The 23,739-nt window shown below is 70.3% G+C and carries 24 protein-coding genes; 4 read left to right on the top strand and 20 right to left on the bottom strand.

Features of this window, described 5'->3' with window-relative positions:
• Window positions 1–13 precede the first annotated feature (13 nt).
• The 16 genes from ispG to BFN33_RS15630 all read right to left on the bottom strand — a co-directional run bounded on the left by ispG (window position 14) and on the right by BFN33_RS15630 (window position 16,921).
• Window positions 14–1,171, bottom strand: a complete 1,158-nt coding sequence (gene ispG / locus BFN33_RS15700; protein WP_069760642.1) for a flavodoxin-dependent (E)-4-hydroxy-3-methylbut-2-enyl-diphosphate synthase — start codon at window positions 1,169–1,171, stop codon at window positions 14–16.
• Window positions 1,172–1,175: 4 nt separating this feature from the next.
• Entirely contained in the window at window positions 1,176–2,198 is a 1,023-nt protein-coding gene (gene hpnH, locus BFN33_RS15695; protein ID WP_037716058.1) for an adenosyl-hopene transferase HpnH, read from the bottom strand.
• A 5-nt stretch (window positions 2,199–2,203) separates the two neighbouring features.
• On the bottom strand, window positions 2,204–2,845 hold the full coding sequence (locus BFN33_RS15690; protein WP_069760641.1) for a 1-hydroxy-2-methyl-2-butenyl 4-diphosphate reductase: 642 nt from the start codon (window positions 2,843–2,845) through the stop codon (window positions 2,204–2,206).
• Window positions 2,845–4,836 (bottom strand): squalene--hopene cyclase, encoded by a 1,992-nt coding sequence (gene shc, locus BFN33_RS15685; protein WP_069760640.1) that lies wholly within the window; start codon window positions 4,834–4,836, stop codon window positions 2,845–2,847. Before shc ends, BFN33_RS15690 begins: the two co-directional genes overlap by 1 nt.
• A 121-nt stretch (window positions 4,837–4,957) precedes the next feature.
• Complete coding sequence (locus BFN33_RS15680; protein WP_079140836.1) at window positions 4,958–6,022, bottom strand: polyprenyl synthetase family protein; 1,065 nt, start codon at window positions 6,020–6,022, stop codon at window positions 4,958–4,960.
• A 71-nt stretch (window positions 6,023–6,093) separates the two neighbouring features.
• A complete protein-coding gene (gene hpnE / locus BFN33_RS15675) occupies window positions 6,094–7,488 on the bottom strand; it encodes a hydroxysqualene dehydroxylase HpnE (RefSeq protein WP_069760638.1) in 1,395 nt (464 codons plus the stop codon).
• Window positions 7,485–7,625 carry a DUF6380 family protein gene (locus BFN33_RS54305; RefSeq protein ID WP_256122764.1) on the bottom strand — a complete coding sequence of 47 codons (141 nt, stop codon included), beginning with the start codon at window positions 7,623–7,625 and terminating at the stop codon, window positions 7,485–7,487. The genes hpnE and BFN33_RS54305 overlap by 4 nt, the downstream gene beginning before the upstream one ends.
• Window positions 7,625–8,575 carry a presqualene diphosphate synthase HpnD gene (hpnD, locus tag BFN33_RS15670; protein ID WP_069760637.1) on the bottom strand — a complete coding sequence of 317 codons (951 nt, stop codon included), beginning with the start codon at window positions 8,573–8,575 and terminating at the stop codon, window positions 7,625–7,627. The genes BFN33_RS54305 and hpnD overlap by 1 nt, the downstream gene beginning before the upstream one ends.
• Window positions 8,572–9,474 (bottom strand): squalene synthase HpnC, encoded by a 903-nt coding sequence (gene hpnC / locus BFN33_RS15665; protein WP_069760636.1) that lies wholly within the window; start codon window positions 9,472–9,474, stop codon window positions 8,572–8,574. The genes hpnD and hpnC overlap by 4 nt, the downstream gene beginning before the upstream one ends.
• Before the next feature lie 387 nt (window positions 9,475–9,861).
• On the bottom strand, window positions 9,862–10,677 hold the full coding sequence (locus BFN33_RS15660) for an ABC transporter ATP-binding protein (protein ID WP_069760635.1): 816 nt from the start codon (window positions 10,675–10,677) through the stop codon (window positions 9,862–9,864).
• Window positions 10,670–11,599, bottom strand: coding sequence for an ABC transporter permease (locus BFN33_RS15655; RefSeq protein ID WP_069760634.1), 930 nt, complete (start codon window positions 11,597–11,599; stop codon window positions 10,670–10,672). The genes BFN33_RS15660 and BFN33_RS15655 overlap by 8 nt, the downstream gene beginning before the upstream one ends.
• 98 nt (window positions 11,600–11,697) lie before the next feature.
• Window positions 11,698–12,570 carry a glycosyltransferase family 2 protein gene (locus BFN33_RS15650; RefSeq protein WP_370743292.1) on the bottom strand — a complete coding sequence of 291 codons (873 nt, stop codon included), beginning with the start codon at window positions 12,568–12,570 and terminating at the stop codon, window positions 11,698–11,700.
• 8 nt (window positions 12,571–12,578) lie between these two features.
• On the bottom strand, window positions 12,579–13,358 hold the full coding sequence (locus BFN33_RS15645) for a CDP-alcohol phosphatidyltransferase family protein (RefSeq protein ID WP_079140845.1): 780 nt from the start codon (window positions 13,356–13,358) through the stop codon (window positions 12,579–12,581).
• The gene (locus BFN33_RS15640) at window positions 13,336–14,397 is read right to left on the bottom strand and encodes an iron-containing alcohol dehydrogenase family protein (protein ID WP_069760631.1); all 1,062 of its coding nucleotides are present in this window, start codon (window positions 14,395–14,397) and stop codon (window positions 13,336–13,338) included. Before BFN33_RS15640 ends, BFN33_RS15645 begins: the two co-directional genes overlap by 23 nt.
• On the bottom strand, window positions 14,385–15,137 hold the full coding sequence (locus BFN33_RS15635; RefSeq protein ID WP_069760630.1) for a sugar phosphate nucleotidyltransferase: 753 nt from the start codon (window positions 15,135–15,137) through the stop codon (window positions 14,385–14,387). Before BFN33_RS15635 ends, BFN33_RS15640 begins: the two co-directional genes overlap by 13 nt.
• Window positions 15,134–16,921 (bottom strand): DUF5941 domain-containing protein, encoded by a 1,788-nt coding sequence (locus BFN33_RS15630; protein WP_069760629.1) that lies wholly within the window; start codon window positions 16,919–16,921, stop codon window positions 15,134–15,136. Before BFN33_RS15630 ends, BFN33_RS15635 begins: the two co-directional genes overlap by 4 nt.
• A gap of 277 nt (window positions 16,922–17,198) precedes the next feature.
• On the opposite strand from BFN33_RS15630, the gene galE reads away from it, so the two are divergent.
• From galE to idi, 3 genes are all read left to right on the top strand, one after another.
• Entirely contained in the window at window positions 17,199–18,161 is a 963-nt protein-coding gene (gene galE, locus BFN33_RS15625) for a UDP-glucose 4-epimerase GalE (protein WP_069760628.1), read from the top strand.
• 143 nt (window positions 18,162–18,304) lie between these two features.
• Window positions 18,305–19,240: a cation diffusion facilitator family transporter gene (locus BFN33_RS15620; RefSeq protein WP_069760627.1), complete on the top strand. Its 936-nt coding sequence runs from the start codon at window positions 18,305–18,307 to the stop codon at window positions 19,238–19,240.
• 187 nt (window positions 19,241–19,427) lie between these two features.
• A complete protein-coding gene (idi, locus tag BFN33_RS15615) occupies window positions 19,428–20,021 on the top strand; it encodes an isopentenyl-diphosphate Delta-isomerase (RefSeq protein ID WP_069760626.1) in 594 nt (197 codons plus the stop codon).
• Between the two features lie 6 nt (window positions 20,022–20,027).
• Here idi and BFN33_RS15610 read toward each other — a convergent pair whose 3' ends face one another.
• Together BFN33_RS15610 and BFN33_RS15605 are read right to left on the bottom strand one after the other, a co-directional pair.
• On the bottom strand, window positions 20,028–20,537 hold the full coding sequence (locus BFN33_RS15610; protein WP_079140835.1) for an ATP-binding protein: 510 nt from the start codon (window positions 20,535–20,537) through the stop codon (window positions 20,028–20,030).
• 126 nt (window positions 20,538–20,663) lie between these two features.
• Window positions 20,664–21,269 (bottom strand): HdeD family acid-resistance protein, encoded by a 606-nt coding sequence (locus tag BFN33_RS15605; protein ID WP_069760624.1) that lies wholly within the window; start codon window positions 21,267–21,269, stop codon window positions 20,664–20,666.
• A gap of 69 nt (window positions 21,270–21,338) precedes the next feature.
• Here BFN33_RS15605 and BFN33_RS15600 point away from each other — a divergent pair, with 69 nt between their 5' ends.
• A complete protein-coding gene (locus tag BFN33_RS15600; protein WP_069760623.1) occupies window positions 21,339–22,103 on the top strand; it encodes an enoyl-CoA hydratase/isomerase family protein in 765 nt (254 codons plus the stop codon).
• Here BFN33_RS15600 and BFN33_RS15595 read toward each other — a convergent pair.
• Both BFN33_RS15595 and BFN33_RS15590 read right to left on the bottom strand, forming a co-directional pair.
• A complete protein-coding gene (locus BFN33_RS15595; protein ID WP_069760622.1) occupies window positions 22,075–22,725 on the bottom strand; it encodes a DJ-1/PfpI family protein in 651 nt (216 codons plus the stop codon). The genes BFN33_RS15600 and BFN33_RS15595 overlap by 29 nt on opposite strands.
• An 11-nt stretch (window positions 22,726–22,736) precedes the next feature.
• Window positions 22,737–23,696, bottom strand: a complete 960-nt coding sequence (locus BFN33_RS15590; RefSeq protein ID WP_069760621.1) for a GlxA family transcriptional regulator — start codon at window positions 23,694–23,696, stop codon at window positions 22,737–22,739.
• Window positions 23,697–23,739 lie beyond the last annotated feature (43 nt).

Below are 23,739 nucleotides of genomic sequence, written 5' to 3'. Positions count from 1 at the left end.
CGGTCCGTGCTGTTCAACTCACGGTGACGGCCGGCTCCCCCGACGCGACGCCGTCCTGCTCCATCTGTTCGGCGATCTTCATCGCCTCCTCGATGAGGGTCTCCACGATCTTCGACTCCGGGACGGTCTTGATGACCTCGCCCTTCACGAAGATCTGCCCCTTGCCGTTGCCGGAGGCGACCCCGAGGTCGGCCTCCCGTGCCTCGCCGGGACCGTTGACCACACATCCCATCACCGCGACCCGCAGGGGCACTTCCATGCCCTCGAGACCCGCCGTGACCTCGTCGGCCAGCTTGTAGACGTCGACCTGCGCCCGCCCGCAGGAGGGACACGACACGATCTCCAGCCGGCGTTGCCGCAGGTTCAGCGACTCCAGGATCTGGATGCCGACCTTGACCTCCTCGACCGGCGGCGCGGACAGGGACACCCGGATGGTGTCGCCGATCCCCCTGCTGAGCAGGGCGCCGAAGGCCACCGCCGACTTGATCGTCCCCTGGAAGGCGGGCCCGGCCTCGGTGACCCCCAGGTGCAGCGGGTAGTCGCACTGCTCGGCGAGCAGCGTGTAGGCGCTGACCATCACCACGGGATCGTTGTGCTTGACGGAGATCTTGATGTCCCGGAAGCCGTGCTCCTCGAACAGCGACGCTTCCCACAACGCCGATTCGACCAGCGCCTCGGGGGTCGCCTTCCCGTACTTCTGGAGCAGCCGCCGGTCCAGCGACCCGGCGTTGACCCCGATCCGGATCGGCGTGCCGTGGTCCTTCGCGGCCCGCGCGATCTCCTTGACCTTGTCGTCGAACTGCTTGATGTTGCCGGGATTGACGCGTACGGCCGCGCAGCCGGCCTCGATGGCGGCGAAGACGTACTTGGGCTGGAAGTGGATGTCCGCGATCACCGGGATCTGCGACTTGCGCGCGATGGTCGCCAGGGCGTCCGCGTCGTCCTGCGTGGGGCAGGCGACGCGGACGATCTGGCAGCCGGACGCCGTGAGCTCGGCGATCTGCTGGAGCGTGGCGCCGATGTCCGACGTACGGGTCGTCGTCATCGACTGCACCGACACCGGGGCCCCGCCCCCGACCGCCACCGGTCCGACGTGGATCTGCCGCGACAGGCGCCGCTCGGCGATCGGTCGGACCGGTACCTCGGGGACGCCCAAGGAAACGGCGGTCATGGCGCTACTCGCGGTTTCCGGAGACCGTCTCGCGCATGGCGCGCAGCGACTCCTTGAGCGAGCCCATGGTGGCGAGAACGGCGGTGGGCTCGTAGCCGCAGTGCGCCATGCAGTTGGCGCACCGCGGGTCCTTGCCGCGGCCGTACTTGTCCCAGTCGGTCTCCTCGATGAGTTCGCGGTACGTCGGCACGTACCCGTCACTCATCAGGTAGCAGGGGCGCTGCCAGCCGAACAGGGAGTAGTTCGGGATCGCCCAGGCCGTGCACGGAAAGTCGACCTTGCCCTCCAGGAAGTCCAGGAAGAGCGGGGAGTGGTTGAGCCGCCACTTCTTGCGGTTGCCGCCCGCGAAGGCCTTCTTGAACAGCTCACGGGTCTGCTCCACGCCCAGGAAGTGCTCCTGGTCGGGCGCCTTCTCGTAGGCGTAGGCGGGCGAGATCATCATCTCGTCGACCTTGAGGTCGTCGTTGAGGAAGTTGAGCACCTCGATGATGGTCTGCGGGGTGTCGGTGTTGAAGAAGGTCGAGTTGGTGGTGACCCGGAAGCCGCGCTTCTTGGCCTCCTTGATCGCCTCCACGGCCTCGTCGAACACGCCCTCCTTCGCCACCGACTCGTCGTGCCGCTCACGCAGCCCGTCGATGTGCACCGCGAAGGCGAAATAGGGGGAGGGCTTGAACTTGTCCATCTTCTTGCGCAGCAGCATGGCGTTGGTGCAGAGGAAGACGTACTTCTTCTTCGCCACCAACTGCCGCACGATCTCGTCGATCTGAGGATGCATCAGCGGCTCACCACCGGCGATGGACACCATCGGCGCACCCGACTCCAACACCGCCCCGACGGCCTGCGCCACCGGCATGCGCTGCTTGAGGACACCCGCAGGATGCTGGATCTTGCCACAGCCCTCGCATTTGAGATTGCACGCGAAGAGGGGCTCCAGCTCCACGATCAGCGGGAACTTGTCCCGCTTGCGGAGCTTTTGTTCGGCCAAGTATGTAGCGACCTTGATGGACTGGCGCAGCGGCATGGCCATCTGGCTCACCTCCTGGGGAGCAGCAAGGAACGGTGCCATTCATGGAAAGCTGGAAGAACGGAACGAAGGACGCGGAAGGCTGATATTCCACCGCGTACCGTGCCGATCCGGACGAGTTCATGTTGTGGAGCATCCACGACCACCCGGACGGCCGCAACAGGGTGCTCACCCGCACGCACGGCGCTCAGGAGCGTGGCCGCGGACTCCATGTCGACCGCGATCGCGCCGGTCGCGAGCAGATCCGACCGCTCGTGACCGCGTACGACGTGATCGGAGCCGGTGAGCGGTCCGGTGTGCACGGTACGTCCCGGTACGGCCCGTACGAGCTCCTTGACCAGTAGGTCGGTCTGCACACAGGGAACGGTTCCGTCCGGATCCCGGGTCTCCTCGGCGACCACCAGATCGCCGGGGTGCATCCCGGGGGCGAGCCCCGCGCAGAAGCCGGTGGCCAGGACGGCGGCCCCGGCGAGCGCCGGGTCGGCGAGGCGCCGGGTGACGGACCGTTCCGCCGCCTTGGGGCCCATGCCCGTCCTGAGCAGGGTGACCGGCCCGCCGGCCCCGCCGCGGTCGCCGGTGCGCAGGGCGAGGTGCTCGATGCCGAGAGCGCAGGCGATCAGCAGCGGGGCGGTGGCGGGCTGGGTGCTCATCAGACCGCCTCGGTCCGGGAGAACGGTTCTCCGTGGACGTAACGTCCGAGGGCGGTGAGCGGGAAGACCTGCCGGTAGAGGTGGTAGTTGATGGAGAAGTCCCAGGGGAAACCGGTGCCGGTGAAGTAGGGCTCGTCCCAGGAGCCGTCCTCGCGCTGGGTGGTCGCGAGCCACTCGACGCCGCGCTCGACGGCCTTGGAGTCCTTCTCCCCCGCGGCCAGCAGCGCCATCAGCGCCCAGGCCGTCTGCGAGGCCGTGGAGGCGCCGCGGCCGCTCCACTCCTTGACGTACTTGTAGGAGCGCAGGTCCTCCCCCCAACCCCCGTCGTCGTTCTGCACCTTCTCCAGCCAGGCCACCGCCCGCCGGATCGCCGGGTGCGAGGCGGGCAGACCGGCGGCGGTCAGCGCGGGCACCACCGACCCGGTGCCGTAGACGTAGTTGACGCCCCAGCGCCCGAACCACGAGCCGTCCGGCTCCTGTTCGGCGAGCAGCCACTCGATGCCGCGCCGGGTGCGCGGGTCGTGGGACAGCCCCTCGATCGCGAGCATCTCCACCACGTGCGCGGTGACGTCGGCGGACGGCGGGTCGATGACCTCGCCGAAGTCGCAGAACGGCAGGCGGTTGGGGAACGGGCTGGTGTTGTCGACGTCGAAGGCTCCCCAGCCCCCGTTCTTCGACTGCATCCCGAGGTTCCAGCGCACCCCGCGCCCGATGGCCTTCTCCACCCGCTCGGGGTCGTGGTGCCTGACCCGGCGCAGGGCGAGGACGACCTCGGCGGTGTCGTCGATGTCGGGGTAGTTGTCGTTGTGGAACTCGAAAGCCCAGCCGCCCGGCGGGAGTTGGGGTCGCTTGACGGCCCAGTCGCCGGGCCGGACGATCTCCTCGCCGAGCATCCAGTCCGCGGCCTTGACGAGCTGCGGATGATCGGCGGGCACGCCCGCGTCGGCGAGCGCGATGGTCGCGAGGCAGGTGTCCCACACCGGCGACTGGCAGGCCTCGATCATCCGGGACCCGTCCTCGCGCCAGATGGCGAAGCGGTCCAGGGACTCCAACCCGGCCCGAATGACCGGGTGTTCGAGGTCGTAGCCGAGCAGATGAAGCGCGATCACCGAATAGACGGCCGGGGGCTGGATGCCGCCCCAGCAGCCGTCGTTCTCCTGCCGCTCGATGATCCAGCGGGCCGCGCTGTTCATCGCGGCTCTGCGCAGTCGGCGCGGGGCGACCTTGCGCAGCCGGTGCAGGGCCTTGTCGAGACGCTGGAAGGCACCGTCCCAACTCGCCACCGAGGCGAGGGGCTTGGCCGGGTTCGGATCGGCCGGGTCGAGGTGCAGTTCGTCGAGCGGGAAGGGCGCGGGCCGGACCGGGCGCTTCGCGGAGACGATCGTCAGCGGGACGATGGTCTGGCGGGCCCAGCAGCCGAAGTCGTAGATGTTGAGCGGCATCCACTGGGGGAAGTAGATGAGTTCCGGCGGGAGTTCGGGCAGGTCCTCCCACTTCCACCAGCCGAACAGGGCGAGCCAGATCCGGGTGAACACCCGGGCGGCGGCGATACCGCCCTGAGCGCGGACCCAGGCGGAGGCCTTCGCCATGTGCGGGGCGTCGGGCGAGTCGCCGTCCAGGCGGAGGGCGACGTACGCCTCGATGGTGGTGGAGAGTTCGCCGGGCCCGCCGTAGAAGCTCGTCCAGGCGCCGTCCTCGCGCTGCTCGCCGCGGATGAACCGGGCGGCGGCCCGGGTGGTCGACTCGTCGCGGATACCCAGGAACTGTCGGAGCAGCAGGTCCTCGGCGTCCATCGTGACGTTGGTCTCGAGGTCGCCCTTCCACCAGCCCTCGGCGTCCTGCCGGGCGAGCAGGTGCTCGGTGGCGCGCTGTACGGCACGTACGGCGGCTTCTTGTATCCCGGCCGCCACGGGGGTGTCGAGGTGGGTTTCGCTGGCCGCGGCAGCGCGGGGCGGCAGGGCCCCGGTGCTTCCGTCGGTCGTCGCTGTCATGGCTTCCCCTTCGTGCAGTGTGCAATGTGGTGCTCTGCTGTGGGTCCGCCGTCGGCCGGCGCCTTTCCTTTCCTCGCAGCACCGGCCGGCGACTACGCGAGGGCTATTCGACCGATAGTGATCATCTCTTTCGTACGACGACGAAGTCGGCGAGCGCCGTGAACCGGTCCCGCACCCGGTCGGGCATGTCGATGGCGTGCAGGGCGTCGATGGCGACCGTGTGCTGACGGCGGGCCTCCGCCGCCGTCCACTCACGGCCTCCGGCCTCCTCGATGAGGGCTGCACGGGCCGCGAACTCCTCCTCGGAGAAGTTCTCGAAGTCGCTGCTCTTGGCGTCGGCGGCGAGGATCTCGCCGAGCCGCTCGGAGGCGGCACCGCCCGCCGCGAGCGCGGCCACGACCGGCAGGGACTTCTTGCGCTGGCGCAGATCGCTCCAGGTCTGCTTGCCGGTGGAGACGGGGTCGCCCCAGATGCCGAGGAGGTCGTCGACGGCCTGGAAGGCGAGGCCGAGGTGGTAGCCGTACTTCTCCAGGGTGTCGGCGGTGCGGTCGTCCGCGCCGCCGAGCACGGCGCCGATGGAGGAGGCGCAGGCGAGCAGGGCGCCGGTCTTGTTGCCCTCCATCTCCAGGCACTCCTCGACGCTGACGCGGTCGCGGTGCTCGTAGGAGATGTCCTGGGCCTGGCCGTCGATCAGGGCGCGGGTGGCGGTGGTCAGACGGCGGGTGGCGCGGCCGGCCTCGACCGTGCCGAGTTCGAGCAGGACCTCGTTGGCCAGGGCGAACAGGGCGTCGCCGACCAGGATGGCCTGGGCGGGGCCGTGCACCTTCCACACGGTGTCGCGGTGGCGGCGCTGTTCGTCGCCGTCCATCAGGTCGTCGTGCAGCAGAGAGAAGTTGTGGACCAGTTCGACGGCGACGGCGCCGGGGATGCCGGTCTCGGGCGGGGCGCCGGTGACCTCGGCCGAGAGCACCGCGAGGGCGGGGCGCACGGCCTTGCCGCCGTCCCCGTCCGCGGGGTTGCCCTGGGCGTCGATCCAGCCGAAGTGGTAGGCGGAAACGGTGTCCATCGGGGGTGCCAGGCGGTCGACGGCCGCCTTCAGCTCCGGTGTCGCCAGGGTCCGGCCGCGCTCGAGGAGCGCGGTCACGTCCACCGCGGTCCTCGCAGCGTCCGTCTCTGCCGGGGGCACAGTGGGCACAGTCTCTCCTCTTGTTGCGGTACCGGAGGTGCTGGGGCCGGATACGCCGTGCTGGTCGAGCATCACGCGGCCTCCTCGAACTCGAAGAGACGGGCGGGGCGGGGCCGGCCCAGGGCGGCGAGAGCGGCGTCCGCCGCACTCACACCGCTGCGGACCGCACTCTCCATGGTCGCGGGCCACCCTGTGGCGGTCCACGCGCCGGCCAGGTAGAGGCCGGGGGCTTTCGTACGGGCGCCGGGCCGCAGCCGTCCGACGCCCGGGGCCGGAGCGAACGTCGCCGTGCGCTCCCGGGTCACGAAGAAGTCCTTCACCTCGGCGCCGCGCGCGAGCGGAAGCAGCCGCTCCAGCTCGGGCAGATACCGCTCGCGCAGCGCGGCCACCGGCTCGTCGATCTCGCCGTGCGCGGCCGACTGGGACAGGGCGAGGTACTGGCCCTCGCGCAGCCCGGAGGCGTCGGTGCGGTCGAAGACCCACTGCACCGGGGTGCCGAGGGCCGCGAAGAACGGCTTGTCGAGGACCTTGCGGTCGTAGACGACATGGACGTTGAGGATCGGCGCGGTGCCGATCCGTCGAAGATTTTCCGGGGCGTCCAGCGCACCCTCCGGCAGCAGGTCACACGCCTCGTCCTGGGCGACGGCGAGGACCACCGCGTCGGCCCGGAGCGTCTCCCCGGGAACCTGAACGCTCCAAGTGCCGTTCTCGTCAGTAGAGATGGAGGTGACGCGTGTACGGACCTCGGTACGCACGCCCGCGGAGTCGAGCGCCTTGCGGGCGAGCCGGTCATGCAGTTCACCCAGCGGGACGTGCGCCCAGCCGATGTCGGCCGCGCCCGGGTCGGACAGCAGACCGGTCTTGAACACCATCGCGGCGAGCCCCAGCGAGGCGTCGCCCGCGACCGCGTTGAGGGTGGCGACCCCGACCAGGTCCCACAGGGCCTCGATGGCACGCGCCGACTGACCGTGCGCGGTCAGCCAGTTGCCGAAGTCCTGTGCGTCCAGGCTCGGATCGGCGAGGTCGAGTCCCTTGAGTGCGAGCGCGGCGCGCCCCACCCTGGCCCGTTCGGCGAGCGAGAGATGCGGATAGGTCGCGAGGCTGCGCCCCAGATGCAGGGGCACCGGCAGCGCGTCGCGCCGCAGTCTGCCGAGCCGTCGGCCCTCGGGCCGGGCCACGTCGAGTACGGGCACGTCGAGCCGGTTCTGCAGCGGCGCCAGCGCCGTTCCCTCGATGCGGTCGAGGAACCAGCGGTAGGCGGTGCAGCAACGCAGGTAGACGTGCTGTCCGTTGTCGACGGTCAGTTCGCCGCGCTGGAAGGAGAAGGCGAGTCCGCCCAGCCGCGGTCTGCCTTCGAGCAGCGTGACGCGCACTCCGGCGTCGGCGAGCGCGAGCGCGGTGGTGATACCGGCGAGCCCACCGCCGATCACGACGGCGTCCCGCCCGGACTGCTGCCCGTCGGTCATCGCACACCCTCCCCTGCGCGGACGCCGTGGTGCTTGAACGATGCACGGCCGGCCGTTGCAGTCAGGGACGCCGTCCTCGAGCGGAGGGTTGCGTGCCACTTTTCTCCAGTGGCATCACCTTGGACCGAATTGTCCATCAGGCGCGCCTCCTGACGGTCTGCCGCGTCACATGCCGTGCGTCCAGACCGGACAGGCCACGGACGGCGACGTACGCCTTCTCACGTCCGGGCAGTGACACCCGGCCGCGCAGCACCGCCTCGGGGTCGCGCTCGATGCGGTCGAGCAGACGGCGGTAGATGCCGGCCATGGCGGCGACACAGGCACCGCTGCGCCGGTCGAGCATGGGGAGCAGCCGGTAACCCTCGGCGAAAAGGGCGCGGGCCCGTCGCACTTCGAAGTGCACGAGGCCCGCGAAGTCGGCGCCCTCCGGTGGTTTCGGCCCCTTGAAGCCGGCCGAGCAGCCGAACTTCGCGAGGTCGTCGGCGGGCAGGTAGATGCGTCCGCCCTCGGCGTCCTCCCGGACGTCTCTGAGGATGTTGGTGAGCTGGAGCGCAAGACCGAGCGTGTCGGCATACTCCGGCGCGCGTTCGGCGGCGCGCGCCCCGGGTTCGGTGCCGAAAACACCGAGCGAGAGCCGTCCGATGGCGCCCGCCACACAGCGGCAGTACACCTTCAGGTCGTCCCAGGTCTCGTAGGTCTCGCCGCGTACGTCCATCAGGACGCCGTCGATCAGCTCGTCCAGGCCGCTCAGCGGGATCGGGAAGGTCTCTGCGGCATGGGCGAGGGCGACGGCCACCGGATCGGTGTCGTCCTCGTCGACCGAGCCCTCCCGCACCCGGGTCAGCATGGCCCGGGTGTCCTCGAGTCTCGCGGTCTTCACGTCGTCCGCCAGCGCGCCGTCGCCGATGTCGTCGACGCGCCGTGAGAACGCGTAGAGCGCCGACATCGCACGTCGCTTGGACGTGGGCAGCAGCCTGATGCCGTACGCGAAGTTGCGCGCCTGCTGTCCGGTCACGGTCTCGCAGTAACTGTAGGCGGCGAGTACCGGTGCGGACACATGCGGTGGTGACTCCACGGTCCGGATCACCCCTCTCCTCGCAGAGTGACGCCCACCTCGCGCAGCAGTTGGAGCTTGCCGGGCTTGGGCGGGCCGGGAAGTACGTCGTGTTCTGCGGCGGCGATCGCGTGGAGCGCCGCCCTTCCCCCCGCCACGAACCCTGCGAGCAGCAGCTTCAGTCTGCCGTGGACGCTACCCACCAGGGGGGCGCCTTCATTCAGGAGTTCGCGGGCGCGTTGTGCTTCGTATGCAACCAGAGCGCGCACCGATGCGCCCGCGGTTTTCGCGGCGAGATCCGCTTCCTGGACGTGAAAGCGCTTCATGTCCTCGGCGGGCAGATAGATCCGGTCGCGGCCGAGGTCCTCGGCGACGTCCTGGAGGTGTTCCACGATCTGGAGGGCCGTGCAGATCGCGTCCGAGAGACGGATCCGCTCGGGGGTCGAGGTGCCGGTGACGGCGAGCACGAGACGGCCGACGGGATTGGCGGACAGCTCGCAGTAGGCGAGCAGGTCGTCGTAGGTCTCGTAGCGGGTGACGAGCTGGTCCTGACGGTTGGCGGCGATCAGGCCGAGGAAGGGCTCGGGGGTGAGCGAGCGGCGGCGGACCGTGGCCTGGAGGCGGCGCAGCAGCGGGTGGCCCGGGGTGCCGTCGAAGACCCGGTCCAGGTCGGCCTCGAAGGCGTCCAGGAGGAGCAGCCGGTCCTCGGCCTCCTCGGGCGGGACGCCGAGCAGCCTGGCGTCGGCTCCGCCGGGGGCCAGGTCACCGTCGCCGATGTCGTCGACGAGCCGGGCGAAGCCGTAGACCGCGACGAGGTCGGTGCGCCAGTCCTTGGGCAGGAAGAACGGAGCCACGGGGAAGTTCTCCCCCGCGGCCTTGTCGAGCGTGCCGCGCTCCGGATCGCCGGCGCGCGCCTCGCCGGTTGCCGTCACCGCTCACTGCCCGGGGCAGGGACGGCACGGGCAGGGCGGAGCTGGGGATCTTCGGTCGCCATTGCCGTCACAACTCCCGTTCTACACCGCAGACCCAATACAGACTATTTCGGACACGCCGCCCGGCCGTCCGCGCAGCGCCCCAGTGATCGGGTGTCGCGCATTATCGCCCCACTTGCCGCGATTAGGCACCCGTACAGCTTACGTTGTACAACGCGGCAAGGATCGTCGGGGTGTCCTGCACATCACAACAACACACCGATTGGCCCCAAGATTCCTAAGCGGGCGCGAAGTTGACGCTTCCTTTGCAGACGCGGGGCCCCGCCGGAACAGTTCCGGCGGGGCCCGGTCAAGCGGAGCGGTGTTGTTCGTCCGTGGCGGAGTGGACTACTTGCCCGTGAACTTCTCGTACTCCTTGATGACCTCGTCGGTCGGACCGTCCATGCGTAGCTCGCCGCGTTCCAGCCACAGGACGCGGTTGCAGGTGTCACGGATCGACTTGTTGTTGTGACTGACGAGAAACACCGTGCCCGCGGTCTCGCGCAGCTCGCGGATGCGGGCCTCGGAGCGCTTCTGGAAGGAGCGGTCGCCGGTGGCCAGGGCCTCGTCGATCATGAGTACGTCGTGGTCCTTGGCGGCGGCGATGGAGAAGCGCAGGCGGGCCGCCATGCCGGAGGAGTAGGTGCGCATCGGCAGGGTGATGAAGTCACCCTTCTCGTTGATCCCCGAGAAGTCGACGATCTCCTGGTAGCGCTCCCTGACCTGCTCCCGGGTCATGCCCATGGCGAGTCCGCCGAGGATGACGTTCCGCTCGCCGGTGAGGTCGTTCATCAGGGCCGCGTTGACGCCGAGCAGGGAGGGCTGGCCGTGGGTGTAGACGCGGCCGCTCTCGGCGGGCAGCAGACCCGCGATGGCGCGCAGCAGGGTCGACTTGCCGGAACCGTTGGAGCCGATGAGACCGATCGCCTCGCCCTTGTAGGCGACGAAGGAGACGCCCTTGACGGCGTGCACCTTGCGCACGCCCCGCGCCGTCTCGTCGGAGCCCCGCTTGAGAATGCGGCTGAGCGCGGCGGTCGCGCTGCCCTTTCCGGTCTTGGCGCCGTTGACGCGATAGACGATGTGCAGCTCGTCCGCGATGACGGTCGGGGTGTGCTCGTCCGCGACGGCGGTGGGGGCGGGTTCGTCCCTGATGTCCTCAGCCACGGCCGTACCTTTCCTCCGCCTTCCAGAAGTACACGAAACCGCCGAGCGCGAAGAGCGCGGCCCAGCCGCCCGCCGCCGCCCAGACGTGGTCGGGCAGGTTCTCCGCGCCGTACTCGTCGATCAGGGCGAAGCGCATCAGGTCCATGTAGATGGCCGCCGGGTTCCACTGGAGCACCGTGGCGAGCCACTGCGGCTTGTCGGCCAGCATGATCGGGATCGAGAACATCACGCCGGACGCGTACATCCAGGTGCGCATCACGAACGGCATGAGCTGCGCCAGGTCGGGGGTCTTGGCACCGGCGCGGGCCATGATCAGCGCCAGGCCGGTGTTGAAGAGGAACTGAAGGATCAGCACCGGGACGATCAGCGCCCAGGACAGGTCCGGGTAGTGGCCGAAGCCGACCACCACGGCGAACAGCACGACCATCGAGAACAGCAGCTGCTGGAGTTGCTGGAGCGCGAAGGAGATCGGCAGGGAGGCCCGCGGGAAGTGCAGCGCGCGGACCAGGCCGAGGTTGCCGGAGATGGCGCGGACGCCCGCCATGACGGAGCTCTGCGTGAAGGTGAACACGAAGACGCCCGTGACCAGGAACGGGATGTACACGTCCTTCGACATGCCCCGGCTGGCGTTCAGGATGACGCCGAAGATGAAGAAGTACACGGCCGCGTTCAGCAGCGGCGTCGCCACCTGCCACAGTTGGCCGAGCTTGGCCTGGCTGTACTGGGCGGTCAGCTTCGCCCGCGAGAACGCGAGGATGAAGTGGCGCCGGTCCCAGAGCTGGCGGACGTACTCGACGAGTGAGGGCCTGGCGCCGCTCACGGTCAGGCCGTTGCGGGCGGCGAGCTGTGCCGCCGTCAGGCCTTCGTCGGGCGACATGGGCGCGCTCACCGCGACCGTGCCGTCGTGCGTTGTCTCACTCACTGGTGGATAGCTTTCCTCTTCGGGATGCGCGGCCTGTAAGGGGCAGGGCATGAGCATGGGGCCGCGGTGCGGCCCGGTTGCTCTCAGGAACGAGCTTGTCAGATGACCGGGGGCCGGCCCAGTCGGGTCAGGCGCCAGACGGTACGCCACTTCATCGGCCTGCGCGGTCCGCACGGCGTGCTCCAGCCCTCCCGGAAGCCGCCGAACCAGGCCTTCAGGGCGGGCCGTGAGGGGCGGCGCAGCAGGGTGAGCAGCAGCCAGACGCCGAGATAGACCGGGACGAGCGGCGCGGGCAGGTTGCGGCGGGCGAGCCAGACGCGGTTGCGGGCGACCATGCGGTGGTAGACCGCGTGCCGCGAGGGCGCGGTCGTCGGGTGGTACAGCACCATGTCGGACCGGTAGTCGATCATCCAGCCCGCGTCGAGGGCCCGCCATGCCAGGTCGGTTTCCTCGTGGGCGTAGAAGAACTCGTCCGGGAGGCCGCCGACTTCTGCGAAGACCTGGGTGCGTGCGGCGTTGGCGCCGCCGAGGAAGGTGGTGACCCGGGAGGAGCGCATCGGGTCGGCGGCCCGCAGCCGGGGGACGTGCCGGCGCTGGGTGACTCCGGTGTCGGGGTCGGCGATGCGGAAGCTGACGATGCCGAGCTTCGGGTCGGCCTCGAAGGCCTGGCGGCACAGTTCGGCGGTGTCGTGGTTCGGGAGGAGGCCGTCGTCGTCGAGGAAGAGCAGTATGTCGACGTCGCGGCCGCTGGGACCGAAGGCCTCGATGCCGACGTTGCGGCCGCCGGGGATGCCGAGGTTCTCAGGCAGCTCGATCGTGCGGACGCCGTCGGGGACGTCCGGGACGGGCGAGCCGTTGCCGACGACGACCACCTGGACCGGGTCGCCGTCCTGCTTGGCGACCGAGTCGAGCAGGGCGCGCAGCTCCTCGGGGCGGTTGCCCATGGTGATGATCACGGCGCCGACCTTCATGCCGGTGCTCACTTCAGCCTGCTGGAGGCGAGGATCGACATGAGGTGCAGCAGGGTCTGGAGCAGGGCGATACCGGCGAGCACCGCGACGCCGAGCCGCGAGAAGAACAGGTCGTCGCGCAGCTGGTCCGCTATCGCGAGGACCAGGATCAGCAGCGAGGCCTCGATGCCGAGGATCAGCCGGTGGAACTTGAACGCGGCGGCGGCCCGGCGGGCCAGTGCCATGCCGGAGGTGCGCATCTCGGCGGCGGCCTCCTGGACCGGCGGCTTCCCGGTCTGGTGGCGGGCGACGCCGACCAGGTCGGTCTCGGCCTTGATCAGGATGGCGCCGAGGGCGGCCAGGGTGCCGAGGAAGGCCCACAGCCAGTCGATACGGCCACTGCCGAACACGTCGGCGGCGCGCAGACCGAAGCCGACGAGTACGGCGGCGTCGGTGAGGTAGGCGCCGACCCGGTCGAGGTAGACGCCGTTGAGCGAGTACTGCTTCTTCCAGCGCGCGATCTCGCCGTCGACGCAGTCGAGCAGCAGGTACATCTGGACGCACACCACGCCGAGCACGGCTCCCGGGATCCCCGGCACCAGGAGGGCCGGGGCCGCGAGGACACCGAAGACGGTCATCAGGTACGTGAGCTGGTTGGGCGTGACCCTGGTGTTCACCAGGTAGCGGTCCACCCGCAGGGACACCTCACGCATGTAGAGGCGTCCCATCCAGTGCTCACCGCTGCGCCGGTCCTTGACCCCTGCGGGGTGGACGACCGGACGGAGTTCAGCTACCGATGGCCTTGACATAGTCGGTGTAGATGTCCTTGATCTGGTCGGTCTTGAGGTCGAGGTGTTCGAGGATGGTGTAGCGGCCGGGGCGGGTCTGCGGGGCGAACTCCACGGCGCGCACGAACTCCGCGGGTGTGAAGCCGATCTCCTCCGGCAGGACCGGCAGTCCGTGCCGGCGCAGTACCCCGGCCATGTACGCCGATTCCTCGTGGGCTCCGCGCAGGTACATCGCGAAGGCCGCGCCCAGGCCGCACTGTTCGCCGTGGGCGGCGGCGCGCTTGGGATAGAGCAGGTCGAACGCGTGGTTGATCTCGTGGCACGAACCGGACGCGGGCCGTGAGTCGCCCGAGATGGACATCGCGACGCCGGTGAGGACGAGGGCCTCGGCGAGCACCTGGAGGAAGTCGTTGTCGCCGACCCCTCCCGGGTGCCGGAGCACGGCCTCGCCTGCCTGGCGGGCCATGGCGGCCGCGAGTCCGTCGATCTTCTCGCCCTTGACGCGGTTCGCCAGTTCCCAGTCGGCGATCGCGTTGATGTTGGAGACGGCGTCGCCGATGCCCGCGCGGACGAAGCGCACCGGGGCCTCGCGGATGACGTCGAGGTCGATGACGGCCGCTATCGGGTTGGGCACGCCGTAGGAGCCGCGGCCGGCGTCGTTGTCGAGGGTCGCCACGGGGGAGCACAGCCCGTCGTGCGCGAGATTGGTCGGTACGGCGACCAGGGGCAGGCCGATGCGCGCCGCGGCGAACTTGGCGCAGTCGATGATCTTGCCGCCGCCGAGTCCGACGACCGCGTCGTAGTGGCCGGCCTTCATCTCGCCGGCCAGCCGGATCGCGTCGTCGAGGGTGCCGCCGCCGACCTCGTACCAGGTGGCGCCGGGCAGGGCGGGAGCGATCCGCTCCTTCAGCTTGGCGCCGGAGCCGTTGCTGACGGCGACGGCCAGCTTGCCGGAGTGTGAGATCCGCTCGTCGGCGAGCACACCGGCCAGGTCGTCGAGGGCACCGGGGCGGATGTCCACGACGACCGGCGAGGGAATCAGCCTTGTCAGTAGCGGCACGCGATCTCCCGTCCGCGGGCGAGATCGTCGTGGTTGTCGATCTCGACCCACTGGACGTCGCCGATCGGCGCGACGTCGATGCGGAAGCCGCGGTTCACGAGTTCCTGGTAGCCGTGCTCGTAGAACTGCTGCGGGTCGGTCTCCCAGACCGTCTTCAGGGCGTCGGCCAGTTCCGGGGCGGCGGTGCCCTCGATGAGGGTGACACCGATGTACTCGCCGGTGGCCTCGGCCGGGTCCATCAGCTTGGTGATCTTCGTCATGCCCTTCTCGGCGTCGACGACGACCTTCATCTCCTCGTCGGCGAGGGACTTCACGGTGTCCAGGGCGAGGATGATCCGCTTGCCCTCGCCGCGGGCGGCGAGCAGCGTCTTCTCGACGGAGACCGGGTGCACGGTGTCGCCGTTGGCGAGGATCACGCCGTCCTTGAGGGCGTCACGGCCGCACCACAGGGAGTAGGCGTTGTTCCACTCCTCGGCCTTGTCGTTGTCGATGAGGGTGAGCTTGAGGCCGTACTTCGCCTCCAGCGCCGCCTTGCGCTCGTACACGGCCTCCTTGCGGTAGCCGACGATGACGGCGACCTCGGTGAGACCGATCTCGGCGAAGTTGGCGAGGGTGAGGTCGAGAACCGTTGGTTCGCCCTCTATGCCCGCGGGCCCCACCGGCACCAGAGCCTTGGGAAGGCTGTCGGTGTAGGGGCGCAGACGCCGTCCGGCTCCGGCCGCCAGCACGAGGCCGATCATGCGGGTTCTCCTTCATCGTGTACGGCGGGCGCCCCGGCGGACACCCAGAAGCGGATGCTCTCGACGAGCACCAGCAGGGCCACCGCCACGGCCAGGACCGTGAGCGCGACCGTGAACTGCGAAGCGGTGAGCAGCGCGGCCAGGACGGTGACGAGCAGCGTCCGTCCCTCGTGCCCCCCGATGGCGCGCACCAGCCAGGCCGGGGGCGCTCCGGCGTTGCCGCGGATGCGGTACACCGTGTCGTAGTGATGGTAGGCGACGGCGGCCACCAGGCCGAAAGCCGCAGGAAGGGCTCCGTTCACGTCCGCCTTGGCCGCCAGGATGAGGACGGTGCCGTACTCGGCGGCGCGGAAGAGCGGGGGGACGAGCCAGTCGAGGGCGCCCTTGAGGGGGCGGTACAGGGCCTGACCGGCGGCGACCGCGTAGACGAAGGCACCGGCGACGGGTGCCCAGGTCACGCCCGAGAAGAGAGCGACGGCCAGGACGGCCGTGCCGGCCAGGGCCACCGGGAACGGGGCACCGAGGGGGGCGCGCGCGACCCGCGCCAGAAGTCCGGCCACCGGCCCGTTGTCCGCCAGGTCCGCCAGTGCCTGCGCCGCCCGGTCCGTGCGCTGCGCCTTGCGGGTCAGCGACCGCAGCACCCGGCCCGCCGTCGTGTACGTCGCCGCGAAGGCGCACCCGATGAGAAGGGCGTAGAAGGTGATACGAGGCGTGGTGGCCGCCGTCAGGACCGCGATCATCGCCCAGCGCTCCCCGATCGGCAGGACGATCATCCGCCGCACCCACACCGTCCAGCCGACGCTGTCGAGCTTGTCCGAAAGGGCCGCCGTGGGGCTGGTGTTGGCCGTGGCGTCGTGGTTGGCCTCGTTGAAGGAGAAGTCGACGACGTGCCGGCAGGTCTGGAGGATCATCGCGCCGAGCGCCAAGGCCCAGACGTCGTCGCCGCCGCGGGCCGCTCCGAGGGCGAGGCCGGCGTAGTAGGCGTACTCCTTGGCCCGGTCGAAGGTGGCGTCGAGCCAGGCGCCGAGCGTGGAGTACTGGAGGGAGTAGCGGGCGAGCTGACCGTCGGTGCAGTCCAGGACGAAGGACGCGATGAGCAGGACGCCGGCGGCGATGAACCCGCCGCGGGTACCGGTGGCCGCGCAGGCCGCCGCTATGAGCGCGGTGATCAGGGAGGCGGTGGTGACCTGGTTCGGGGTCAGGCCGCGCCGGGCGCACCAGCGGGCGAGGTAGCGCGAGTAGGGGCTGATGAAGTGGGTGGTGAAGAAGCCGTCCCGGGACTTCACGGCCGACTTCAGACGTACGGCCTCGTCGTCGACGTCCGCGACGGCCTGCCGGGCCTCGTTGCGGGCCTGCGGGTCGGCGGGGACGGCGGCGACCAGGCTGCCGAGCTCGGGGCGGTACACCTCGGCGCCGTCGTCGGCGAGCGCGGTGACGATGCGGTCGGGGAGGCTGTCCACTGCGAGTGCCGTGCCGCCGCCCGTGGAGTTCTCGCGGGCCAGCGCCCGGGTGAGCGTCACGCGGCCGTCGGGCTGTGCGGTGACGGCTCCGGGCACGGCCGCGAGCGGGAAGCGGGGGTCGGTGAGGCCGAGGCGCAGGGCGTGCACGTGGCCGACGAAGCGGGCGTCGACGAGGGCTATCCGCTGCTCGCAGGGTGCCTCGGCGACCAGTCGTTCGGCGTCGGCGGCGTCCACGGCGACCCGTACGTCGAAGCCGAGGGACCGCAGATCACCCTCGATCGACGATCCGGGGACCGGCTGACCGGTGAGGATGGCGGTCGACAACCGAACTCACTCCCTGGGTGCCGACGCGCGGGCGCCGGTCATGTGCACGATGGGGGCGCCCCTTGGCTGCACCAGGCGGGCGGCATGTCGGCAGAGGCTATCGGATGCCAAGAAGACTGCGTTCACCGCCCGTTAACGGGCCGATCAACGTCGCCTCCCTCGGCCTTTGCCACGATCATCATCGGTGATCCGGGCCCCCGCTCACAAACCGCGCCCCACAGAGCGGACATCCGGGACATCGCCGGGAGCCCGGAGCGTCGGCATAGGGTGGGCGACCATGACGTGGCTGATCACCGGCGGTGCCGGGTACATAGGGGCGCATGTGGCGCGGGCCATGACGGGGGCCGGGGAGCGGGTGCTCGTCCTGGACGACCTCTCGGCGGGCGTGCCCGCACGACTGCCCGCCGACGTGCCGCTGATGCGGGGTTCCTCACTCGACGGCGGCCTGCTCAAGCGGGTGCTGGCCGAACACGCGGTGACGGGTGTGGTGCATCTCGCGGCGCGCAAGCAGGTCGCGGAGTCGGTGGCCCAGCCGACCCGCTACTACCAGGAGAACCTCGGCGGCCTCGCGACCCTCCTGGAGGCGGTCGCGGAAGCCGGTGTCGAGCGCTTCCTTTTCTCCTCGTCGGCGGCCGTCTACGGCAACCCGGATGTGGAACTGATCACGGAGGAGACGCCGTGCGCCCCCGTGAACCCGTACGGCGAGACGAAGCTCGCCGGGGAGTGGCTGGTGCGGGCGGCCGGGCAGGCACACGGGATCTCCACCGTCTGTCTGCGTTACTTCAACGTCGCCGGGGCCGCGGCGCCGGAACTCGCGGACACCGGGGTCTTCAACATCGTGCCGATGGTCTTCGACCGGCTCACCCGCGGCGAGGCTCCGCGGATCTTCGGTGACGACTATCCGACGCCGGACGGCACCTGCGTCCGTGACTACATCCATGTGTCCGACCTGGCCGAGGCCCATCTCGCGGCGGCCCGGCACCTGAGCGGACGGAGCGGTGCTCTGACGGTCAACATCGGTCGCGGCGCGGGCGTGTCCGTGCGCGAGATGGTCACGGTGATCGGTGAGGTGACCGGAGACCGCCGGCCGGCCGTCGTGGAGCCCCGGCGTCCGGGAGACGCGCCCGTGTCGGTGGCCTCGGCCGCCCGGGCCGCCGAGACGCTCGGCTGGAGCGCGCGGCGAGGAGTGCGCGAGATGATCGACTCCGCCTGGCGGGGCTGGCTGCTGCACCACCGCTGAGGGCCCCTGACCTGCCCTTCGTTTCCGCAGGTCAGAGGACATGACAACGGTGTTCAGTGCCGCGTTGCCCGGTACCCCCTACCCGTAGTTCACTGTGATCCCGGACGGGCTGTTCCGGGACAAACACGCGGGAGGCGGCTTCCATGGGGGCAGGGCACGATCACGGGCGCTCGCATGCGCCGGCCGGCGGTACGGCGACCGCGGCGTACGTCGGCACGCTGCGGGTGGCGCTGTCGATCACGCTCACCGTCATGGTGGTCGAGATCGTCGGCGGCATCCTCGCGGACTCCCTCGCCCTGGTCGCCGACGCGGCGCACATGGCGACGGACGGGCTGGGCCTCGGCATGGCCCTTCTCGCGATCCACTTCGCGAACCGCCCGGCGACCGGCAACCGCACCTTCGGGTACGCCCGCGCCGAGATCCTCGCCGCCCTCGCGAACTGTCTGCTGCTGCTCGGCGTCGGCGGCTACGTCCTGTACGAGGCGATCCAGCGGTTCGTCACGCCGGCCGGCACCGAGGGCGGGCTGACCATCGTGTTCGGCGCCATCGGTCTGGTCGCGAACATGATCTCGCTGACCCTGCTGATGCGCGGCCAGAAGGAGAGCCTGAACGTGCGCGGGGCGTTCCTGGAGGTCGCGGCGGACGCGCTGGGCTCGCTCGCGGTGATCGTCTCCGCCGTGGTGATCCTGACCACGGGCTGGGAGGCCGCCGACCCGATCGCGTCCCTCGTCATCGGCCTGATGATCGTGCCGCGCACCGTCAAGCTGCTGCGCGAAACCCTCGACGTCCTCCTGGAGTCGGCGCCCAAGGATGTCGACATGGTGGAGGTGCGGGCGCACATCCTGGCCCTGGACGGTGTGGAGGACGTCCACGACCTGCACGCCTGGACGATCACCTCGGGCATGCCGGTGCTGTCCGCGCATGTCGTCGTGCGCTCCGACGTCCTCAGCGCGATCGGTCACGAGAAGATGCTGCACGAACTCCAGAACTGTCTCGGCGACCACTTCGACGTGGAGCACTGCACCTTCCAGCTGGAGCCGAGCGGGCACGCGGAACACGAGGCACGGCTGTGCCACTGACACACGTGTACGGTGCATGAAACGCGCGTTCTGACGGAATGCAGCGATCCGGCGCACCTTTGCGTCCTCCACCCCACAGCACCGCTCCGAGCGGTTCCCCGCCCGCCGCGCCGGGCACGATCAACTGCCGGGAGTGCCGGATTCGTGCGGCACACTTGGGGCGCGAAGACCGATGTGAAGGATGGGTATGCCGACCACACCTGCCACCACGACGCACACTCCGTCGAACGGCACCGCGAACGCGATCCTGCTGGAGCTGGTCGACGAGCACGGTGTGACGATCGGCACCGCGGAGAAGCTCGCCGCCCACCAGCCGCCGGGACAGCTGCACCGCGCCTTCTCGGTGTTCCTTTTCGACGAGCGGGGCCGGCTGCTCCTCCAGCAGCGGGCGCTCGGCAAGTACCACTCCCCCGGCGTGTGGTCCAACACCTGCTGCGGCCACCCCTACCCGGGCGAGGCGCCCTTCGCGGCGGCGGCCCGGCGGACGTACGAGGAGCTGGGCGTCTCCCCGTCGCTGCTCGCCGAGGCGGGCACGGTCCGCTACAACCACCCGGACCCCGACTCGGGTCTGGTCGAGCAGGAGTACAACCACCTGTTCGTCGGCATGGTGCAGTCCCCGCCCGCCCCGGATCCGGAGGAGGTCGGCGCGACGGTGTTCGTGACGCCGGACGAGCTGGCGGAGCGGCACGCGAAGGACCCCTTCTCGTCCTGGTTCATGACGGTGCTGGACGCGGCCCGCCCCGCGGTCAGGGAGCTGACGGGCCTCTCCGCCGGCTGGTGACCGCCCTCAGGACACGCGCACGGACTTGAGCGGCAGGGCGGCCCAGATCACCTTGCCGCCGCTGGTCGTGTGCTCGACGTCGCAGACCCCGCCCGCCTCCCGGGTGATCTCACGGACCAGCAGCAGCCCCCGGCCCCCGGTCTCGCTGTGGGCGGCCTCCAGGGCAGTCGGCCGGTAGGGGTGGTTGTCCTCCACGGACACCCGCACCCACTCCGCGCCCACGGCCACCTCCACGGCGAGCATCGGCGAGAGCAGGGCCGCGTGCCGGACGGCGTTCGTGACGAGCTCGGACACGATCAGCAGAAGGCCCTGGACGAGGTCGTCCGAGACGGGCACTCCCTGGCGGTACAGCAGGTCCCGCACGGCGTGTCGCGCCTGCGGGACCGACGCGTCGACAGCGGGTGCGGTGAACCTCCACACACCCTCGTACGGCAGCGGATCCGGTACGCCCGGGTCGAGGGGGTCTTCTCCGCTGTCCGGTGGGCGAGGGCCGGACCCGCGCCCATGGTCGTCCATTCTTCGGTCGCCACCCTTGCGCTCGATTGTCACCACATGTCGAGTGTTGGCAGCACGTCACTCCACCCCGGATACCTGAACAGAAGTCAGCCGATATCGAACGTCTCTGACCGATTCCGCGCGAAACTATTCGGGTTGTGTCGGTTTGGAGGCGGCTTCATGCTGCTCCGTGACCATTCCGACGATCTTGCGGCCACCGAAGCCGGTGGCCATGAGGCCGAGACCGTCGAAGAGCAGGGCGAGCGAGAAGAAGCAGCCGATCACGTACTTGCTGCTGCTCGGCCAGGAGGCCAGCACCAGGATGCCGAGCAGCAGACCGAAGGCGCCCTGCACGAGGGTCCAGCCGAACTGCGGCCCGCGCACCACCAGGCTGCCGGCCAGCCGGAACACCCCGCCGGTCAGGAAGAGCAGCGCGGCGAACATGGTCAGAGCCGCGGCCGCCGCGTCCGGGCGCACGATGACGACGACGCCGGCCGCGATGTTCAGGGCGGCGACCACGACACCGAGCCAGAAGAAGTTGGAGCCCCGGGCCTGGACCGCGTGCAGCAGTCCGACCACGCCGCCGATCAGCAGGAGCCAGCCGAACAGGATCATCGACGTGAGTGTGGCCACACCGGTGTAGACCAGCCCGACGAGTCCGGCGAGCACCAGGATCACACCGAGCGCCGCGAGCCACCCGAAATCGCGGCTCAGCCTGGCCGTCTCGGGGTTCTCCGCCTTGTTCACTGCCATGCGGGGCCTCCTCGTGCTGCGGCCCCTTCTTGATCGTACGGTCGAGGCGTACGACTAGCATCCGACGCTATGGAGCTCTCGGAGCCGCAGCTGCTGCACACCGTCACCGACTCGGTCGCTACCGTCGTAGTCCACCATCCGGCCAAGCGCAATGCCATGACGGCCGCGATGTGGCGGGCGCTGCCCCCGCTCCTTGACACGCTGGCCGCCGACCCGGGCGTACGGGCGCTCGTGCTGACGGGTGAGGGCGGCACGTTCTGCGCGGGCGCCGACATCTCCACGCTGCGCCAATCTCCCGAGGAGGCGCAGGGGCTCGCGGTGCGCGCCGAGGAGGCCCTCGCCGCGTTCCCGAAGCCGACGCTGGCGGCGATCCGGGGGCACTGTGTGGGTGGCGGGTCGCAGCTCGCGGCGGCCTGCGATCTGCGGTTCGCCGAGGAGGGCTCGCTGTTCGGGGTGACCCCGGCGAAGCTCGGGATCGTGTATCCGGCGTCCTCCACCCGGCGGTTGGTGTCGCTGGTCGGCCCGGCAGCCGCCAAGTATCTGCTGTTCTCAGGGGAGTTGATCGACGCGGAGCGTGCGCTGCGCACGGGCCTGGTCGACGAGGTGCTGCCCGAGGGCGAACTCGCCAAGCGGGTAGGGGACTTCACCCGGATCCTGGCGTCCCGCTCGCAGCTGACGCAGGCCGCCGCGAAGGAGTTCGCGAACGGCCGCTCGGACCGGGACGCGTACTGGGCCGGGCAGGCGCGGGGCAGCGGCGACACCGCGGAAGGCGTCGCTGCGTTCCTGGAGCGCCGTCAGCCGCGGTTCACGTGGTCGGTTCCTGGCCGAGGATGAACCGGCTCCTCGACCGGAGCAGCTCGACGACGTCAGCTGGCGCCTTCTGCGGGGCTCCTGCGTCGTAGGGCGGCTGCGGGTCGTACTCGATGCCGAGTTGTACGGCCTGGGCGACGAACTCGCCCGCGATACGGCCGATCAGCGCGAGCCCCATGTCGATGCCGGAGGAGACGCCGGCCGCGGTGACGTACTTGCCGTCCGTCACGACCCGCTCCCCCGTCGGCTCGACCCCGAACCTCCTCAGTTCGTCGAGGGCCAGCCAGTGCGAGGTCGCCCGACGCCCTTCCAGGCGGCCCGCGGCCGCGAGCAGCAGGGAGCCGGTGCACACGGACGTCGTCCAGGTGCTGGTGGTGTCGGCGACGCGGATCCAGTCGAGGAGGGCCTCGTTCGTCATCTGCGGGGTCTGCCCCGGACCGCCCGGGACGACCACCACATCGGGGTTCGGCACCGCGGCCAGGGTCCGGTCGGCGATCAGCGCGAGGTTCCCGCTGTCGGTGCGGACGGGGCCTGTCTGCTCGGCGACGAAGACGACCTCGGAGTCGGGGAGACGACCGAGGGTCTCGTACGGTCCTACGGCGTCCAGGGCGGTGAACCGGTCGTAGAGGACGATGGCGATCTGCACGGGGAGTCCTTTCAGCGGGCCGGGGTCGGGTGGAAGCGGCGGCGGTACTCGGAAGGGGCCGTGCCGAGGGCTTTGACGAAGGCGCGGCGCATCCCCTCGGGGGTGCCGTAGCCGCTGGCGCGGGAGATCTCCTCGATGCCGTCGGAGGTGTCCTCCAGGAGGCGGCGGGCGTGTTCGAGGCGGACCCGGTCGACGTACCGGCCCGGCGTCATGCCGGTCTCGGTCTGGAAGGCGCGGGCGAAGTGGCGGGGCGAGAGACGGGCGCGGGCGGCGAGCGCCTCGACGCTCAGGTCGCCGGCGGGGTGCTCGGTGATCCAGTGCTGGACCGCGCGCAACGGCTCGCGCTCCGCGGTCTGGGCGGCGAGCTGGGCGCTGAACTGTGCCTGGTTGCCGGGCCTGCGCAGGAAGACGACCAGGTGGCGGGCGATGGTGAGGGCGGCGTCCCGGCCCAGGTCCTCCTCGACCAGGGCGAGCGCGAGGTCGATACCCGAGGTGACGCCGGCGGACGTCGACACCTGCCCGTCGCGCACATAGATGGGGTCGGGGTCCACCTCCACGGCCGGGTGGTCGCGGGCGAGCTTGTCGCTGTACGCCCAGTGCGTCGTGACGCGCCGCCCGTCCAGCAGCCCCGCCTCGGCGAGCCGGATGGCACCGGTGCACACCGAGACCAGCCGCTCCGCCCGGGGGCCGTGCTCGCGCAGCCAGTCGGTGAGGCGCGCATCGGGGCGCCGGGTGCCCTGGCCGCCGGGGACCAGGAGGGTGTGCGGGGCATCGGCCTGCGCGAGGGTTTCGTCCGGTACGACGGTCAGGCCACTGGAGGTGCGTACGGGAGCGCCGTCCAGCGAGGCCGTACGGATGCGGTAGGTGCCCGGGGTGTGCTGCTCGGCCCCGGCGAAGACCTCCAGCGGGCCGGTGACGTCGAGGCTCTGCATGCCGTCGAAGAGGACGAAGAGAACGGTTCGCTGCGCCATGTCTCCGATTCTTGGGGGCGCCGACGATGGCCGCAATGACGAG

The organism is Streptomyces sp. LUP47B (assembly GCF_001746295.1).
Lineage (GTDB): Bacteria > Actinomycetota > Actinomycetes > Streptomycetales > Streptomycetaceae > Streptomyces.
The sequence above is the reverse complement of the archived record's forward strand: the minus strand, read 5'-3'. Positions and strand labels throughout refer to the sequence as shown.

Excerpts from the sequence above, each read along its gene's own strand:
- shc (WP_069760640.1), bottom strand. The coding sequence starts at position 4,836 with ATGACAGCGACGACCGACGGAAGCACCGGGGCCCTGCCGCCCCGCGCT.
- BFN33_RS15590 (WP_069760621.1), bottom strand. The coding sequence starts at position 23,696 with ATGGCGCAGCGAACCGTTCTCTTCGTCCTCTTCGACGGCATGCAGAGC.
- hpnE (WP_069760638.1), bottom strand. The coding sequence starts at position 7,488 with ATGACCGACGGGCAGCAGTCCGGGCGGGACGCCGTCGTGATCGGCGGT.
- BFN33_RS15600 (WP_069760623.1), top strand. The coding sequence starts at position 21,339 with ATGGAGCTCTCGGAGCCGCAGCTGCTGCACACCGTCACCGACTCGGTC.
- BFN33_RS15650 (WP_370743292.1), bottom strand. The coding sequence starts at position 12,570 with ATGAAGGTCGGCGCCGTGATCATCACCATGGGCAACCGCCCCGAGGAG.
- BFN33_RS15690 (WP_069760641.1), bottom strand. The coding sequence starts at position 2,845 with ATGAGCACCCAGCCCGCCACCGCCCCGCTGCTGATCGCCTGCGCTCTC.
- BFN33_RS15605 (WP_069760624.1), bottom strand. The coding sequence starts at position 21,269 with ATGGCAGTGAACAAGGCGGAGAACCCCGAGACGGCCAGGCTGAGCCGC.
- galE (WP_069760628.1), top strand. The coding sequence starts at position 17,199 with ATGACGTGGCTGATCACCGGCGGTGCCGGGTACATAGGGGCGCATGTG.
- hpnH (WP_037716058.1), bottom strand. The coding sequence starts at position 2,198 with ATGGCCATGCCGCTGCGCCAGTCCATCAAGGTCGCTACATACTTGGCC.
- idi (WP_069760626.1), top strand. The coding sequence starts at position 19,428 with ATGCCGACCACACCTGCCACCACGACGCACACTCCGTCGAACGGCACC.
- BFN33_RS15620 (WP_069760627.1), top strand. The coding sequence starts at position 18,305 with ATGGGGGCAGGGCACGATCACGGGCGCTCGCATGCGCCGGCCGGCGGT.
- BFN33_RS15645 (WP_079140845.1), bottom strand. The coding sequence starts at position 13,358 with ATGTCAAGGCCATCGGTAGCTGAACTCCGTCCGGTCGTCCACCCCGCA.
- BFN33_RS15635 (WP_069760630.1), bottom strand. The coding sequence starts at position 15,137 with ATGATCGGCCTCGTGCTGGCGGCCGGAGCCGGACGGCGTCTGCGCCCC.
- BFN33_RS15610 (WP_079140835.1), bottom strand. The coding sequence starts at position 20,537 with ATGGACGACCATGGGCGCGGGTCCGGCCCTCGCCCACCGGACAGCGGA.
- ispG (WP_069760642.1), bottom strand. The coding sequence starts at position 1,171 with ATGACCGCCGTTTCCTTGGGCGTCCCCGAGGTACCGGTCCGACCGATC.
- BFN33_RS54305 (WP_256122764.1), bottom strand. The coding sequence starts at position 7,625 with ATGGACAATTCGGTCCAAGGTGATGCCACTGGAGAAAAGTGGCACGCA.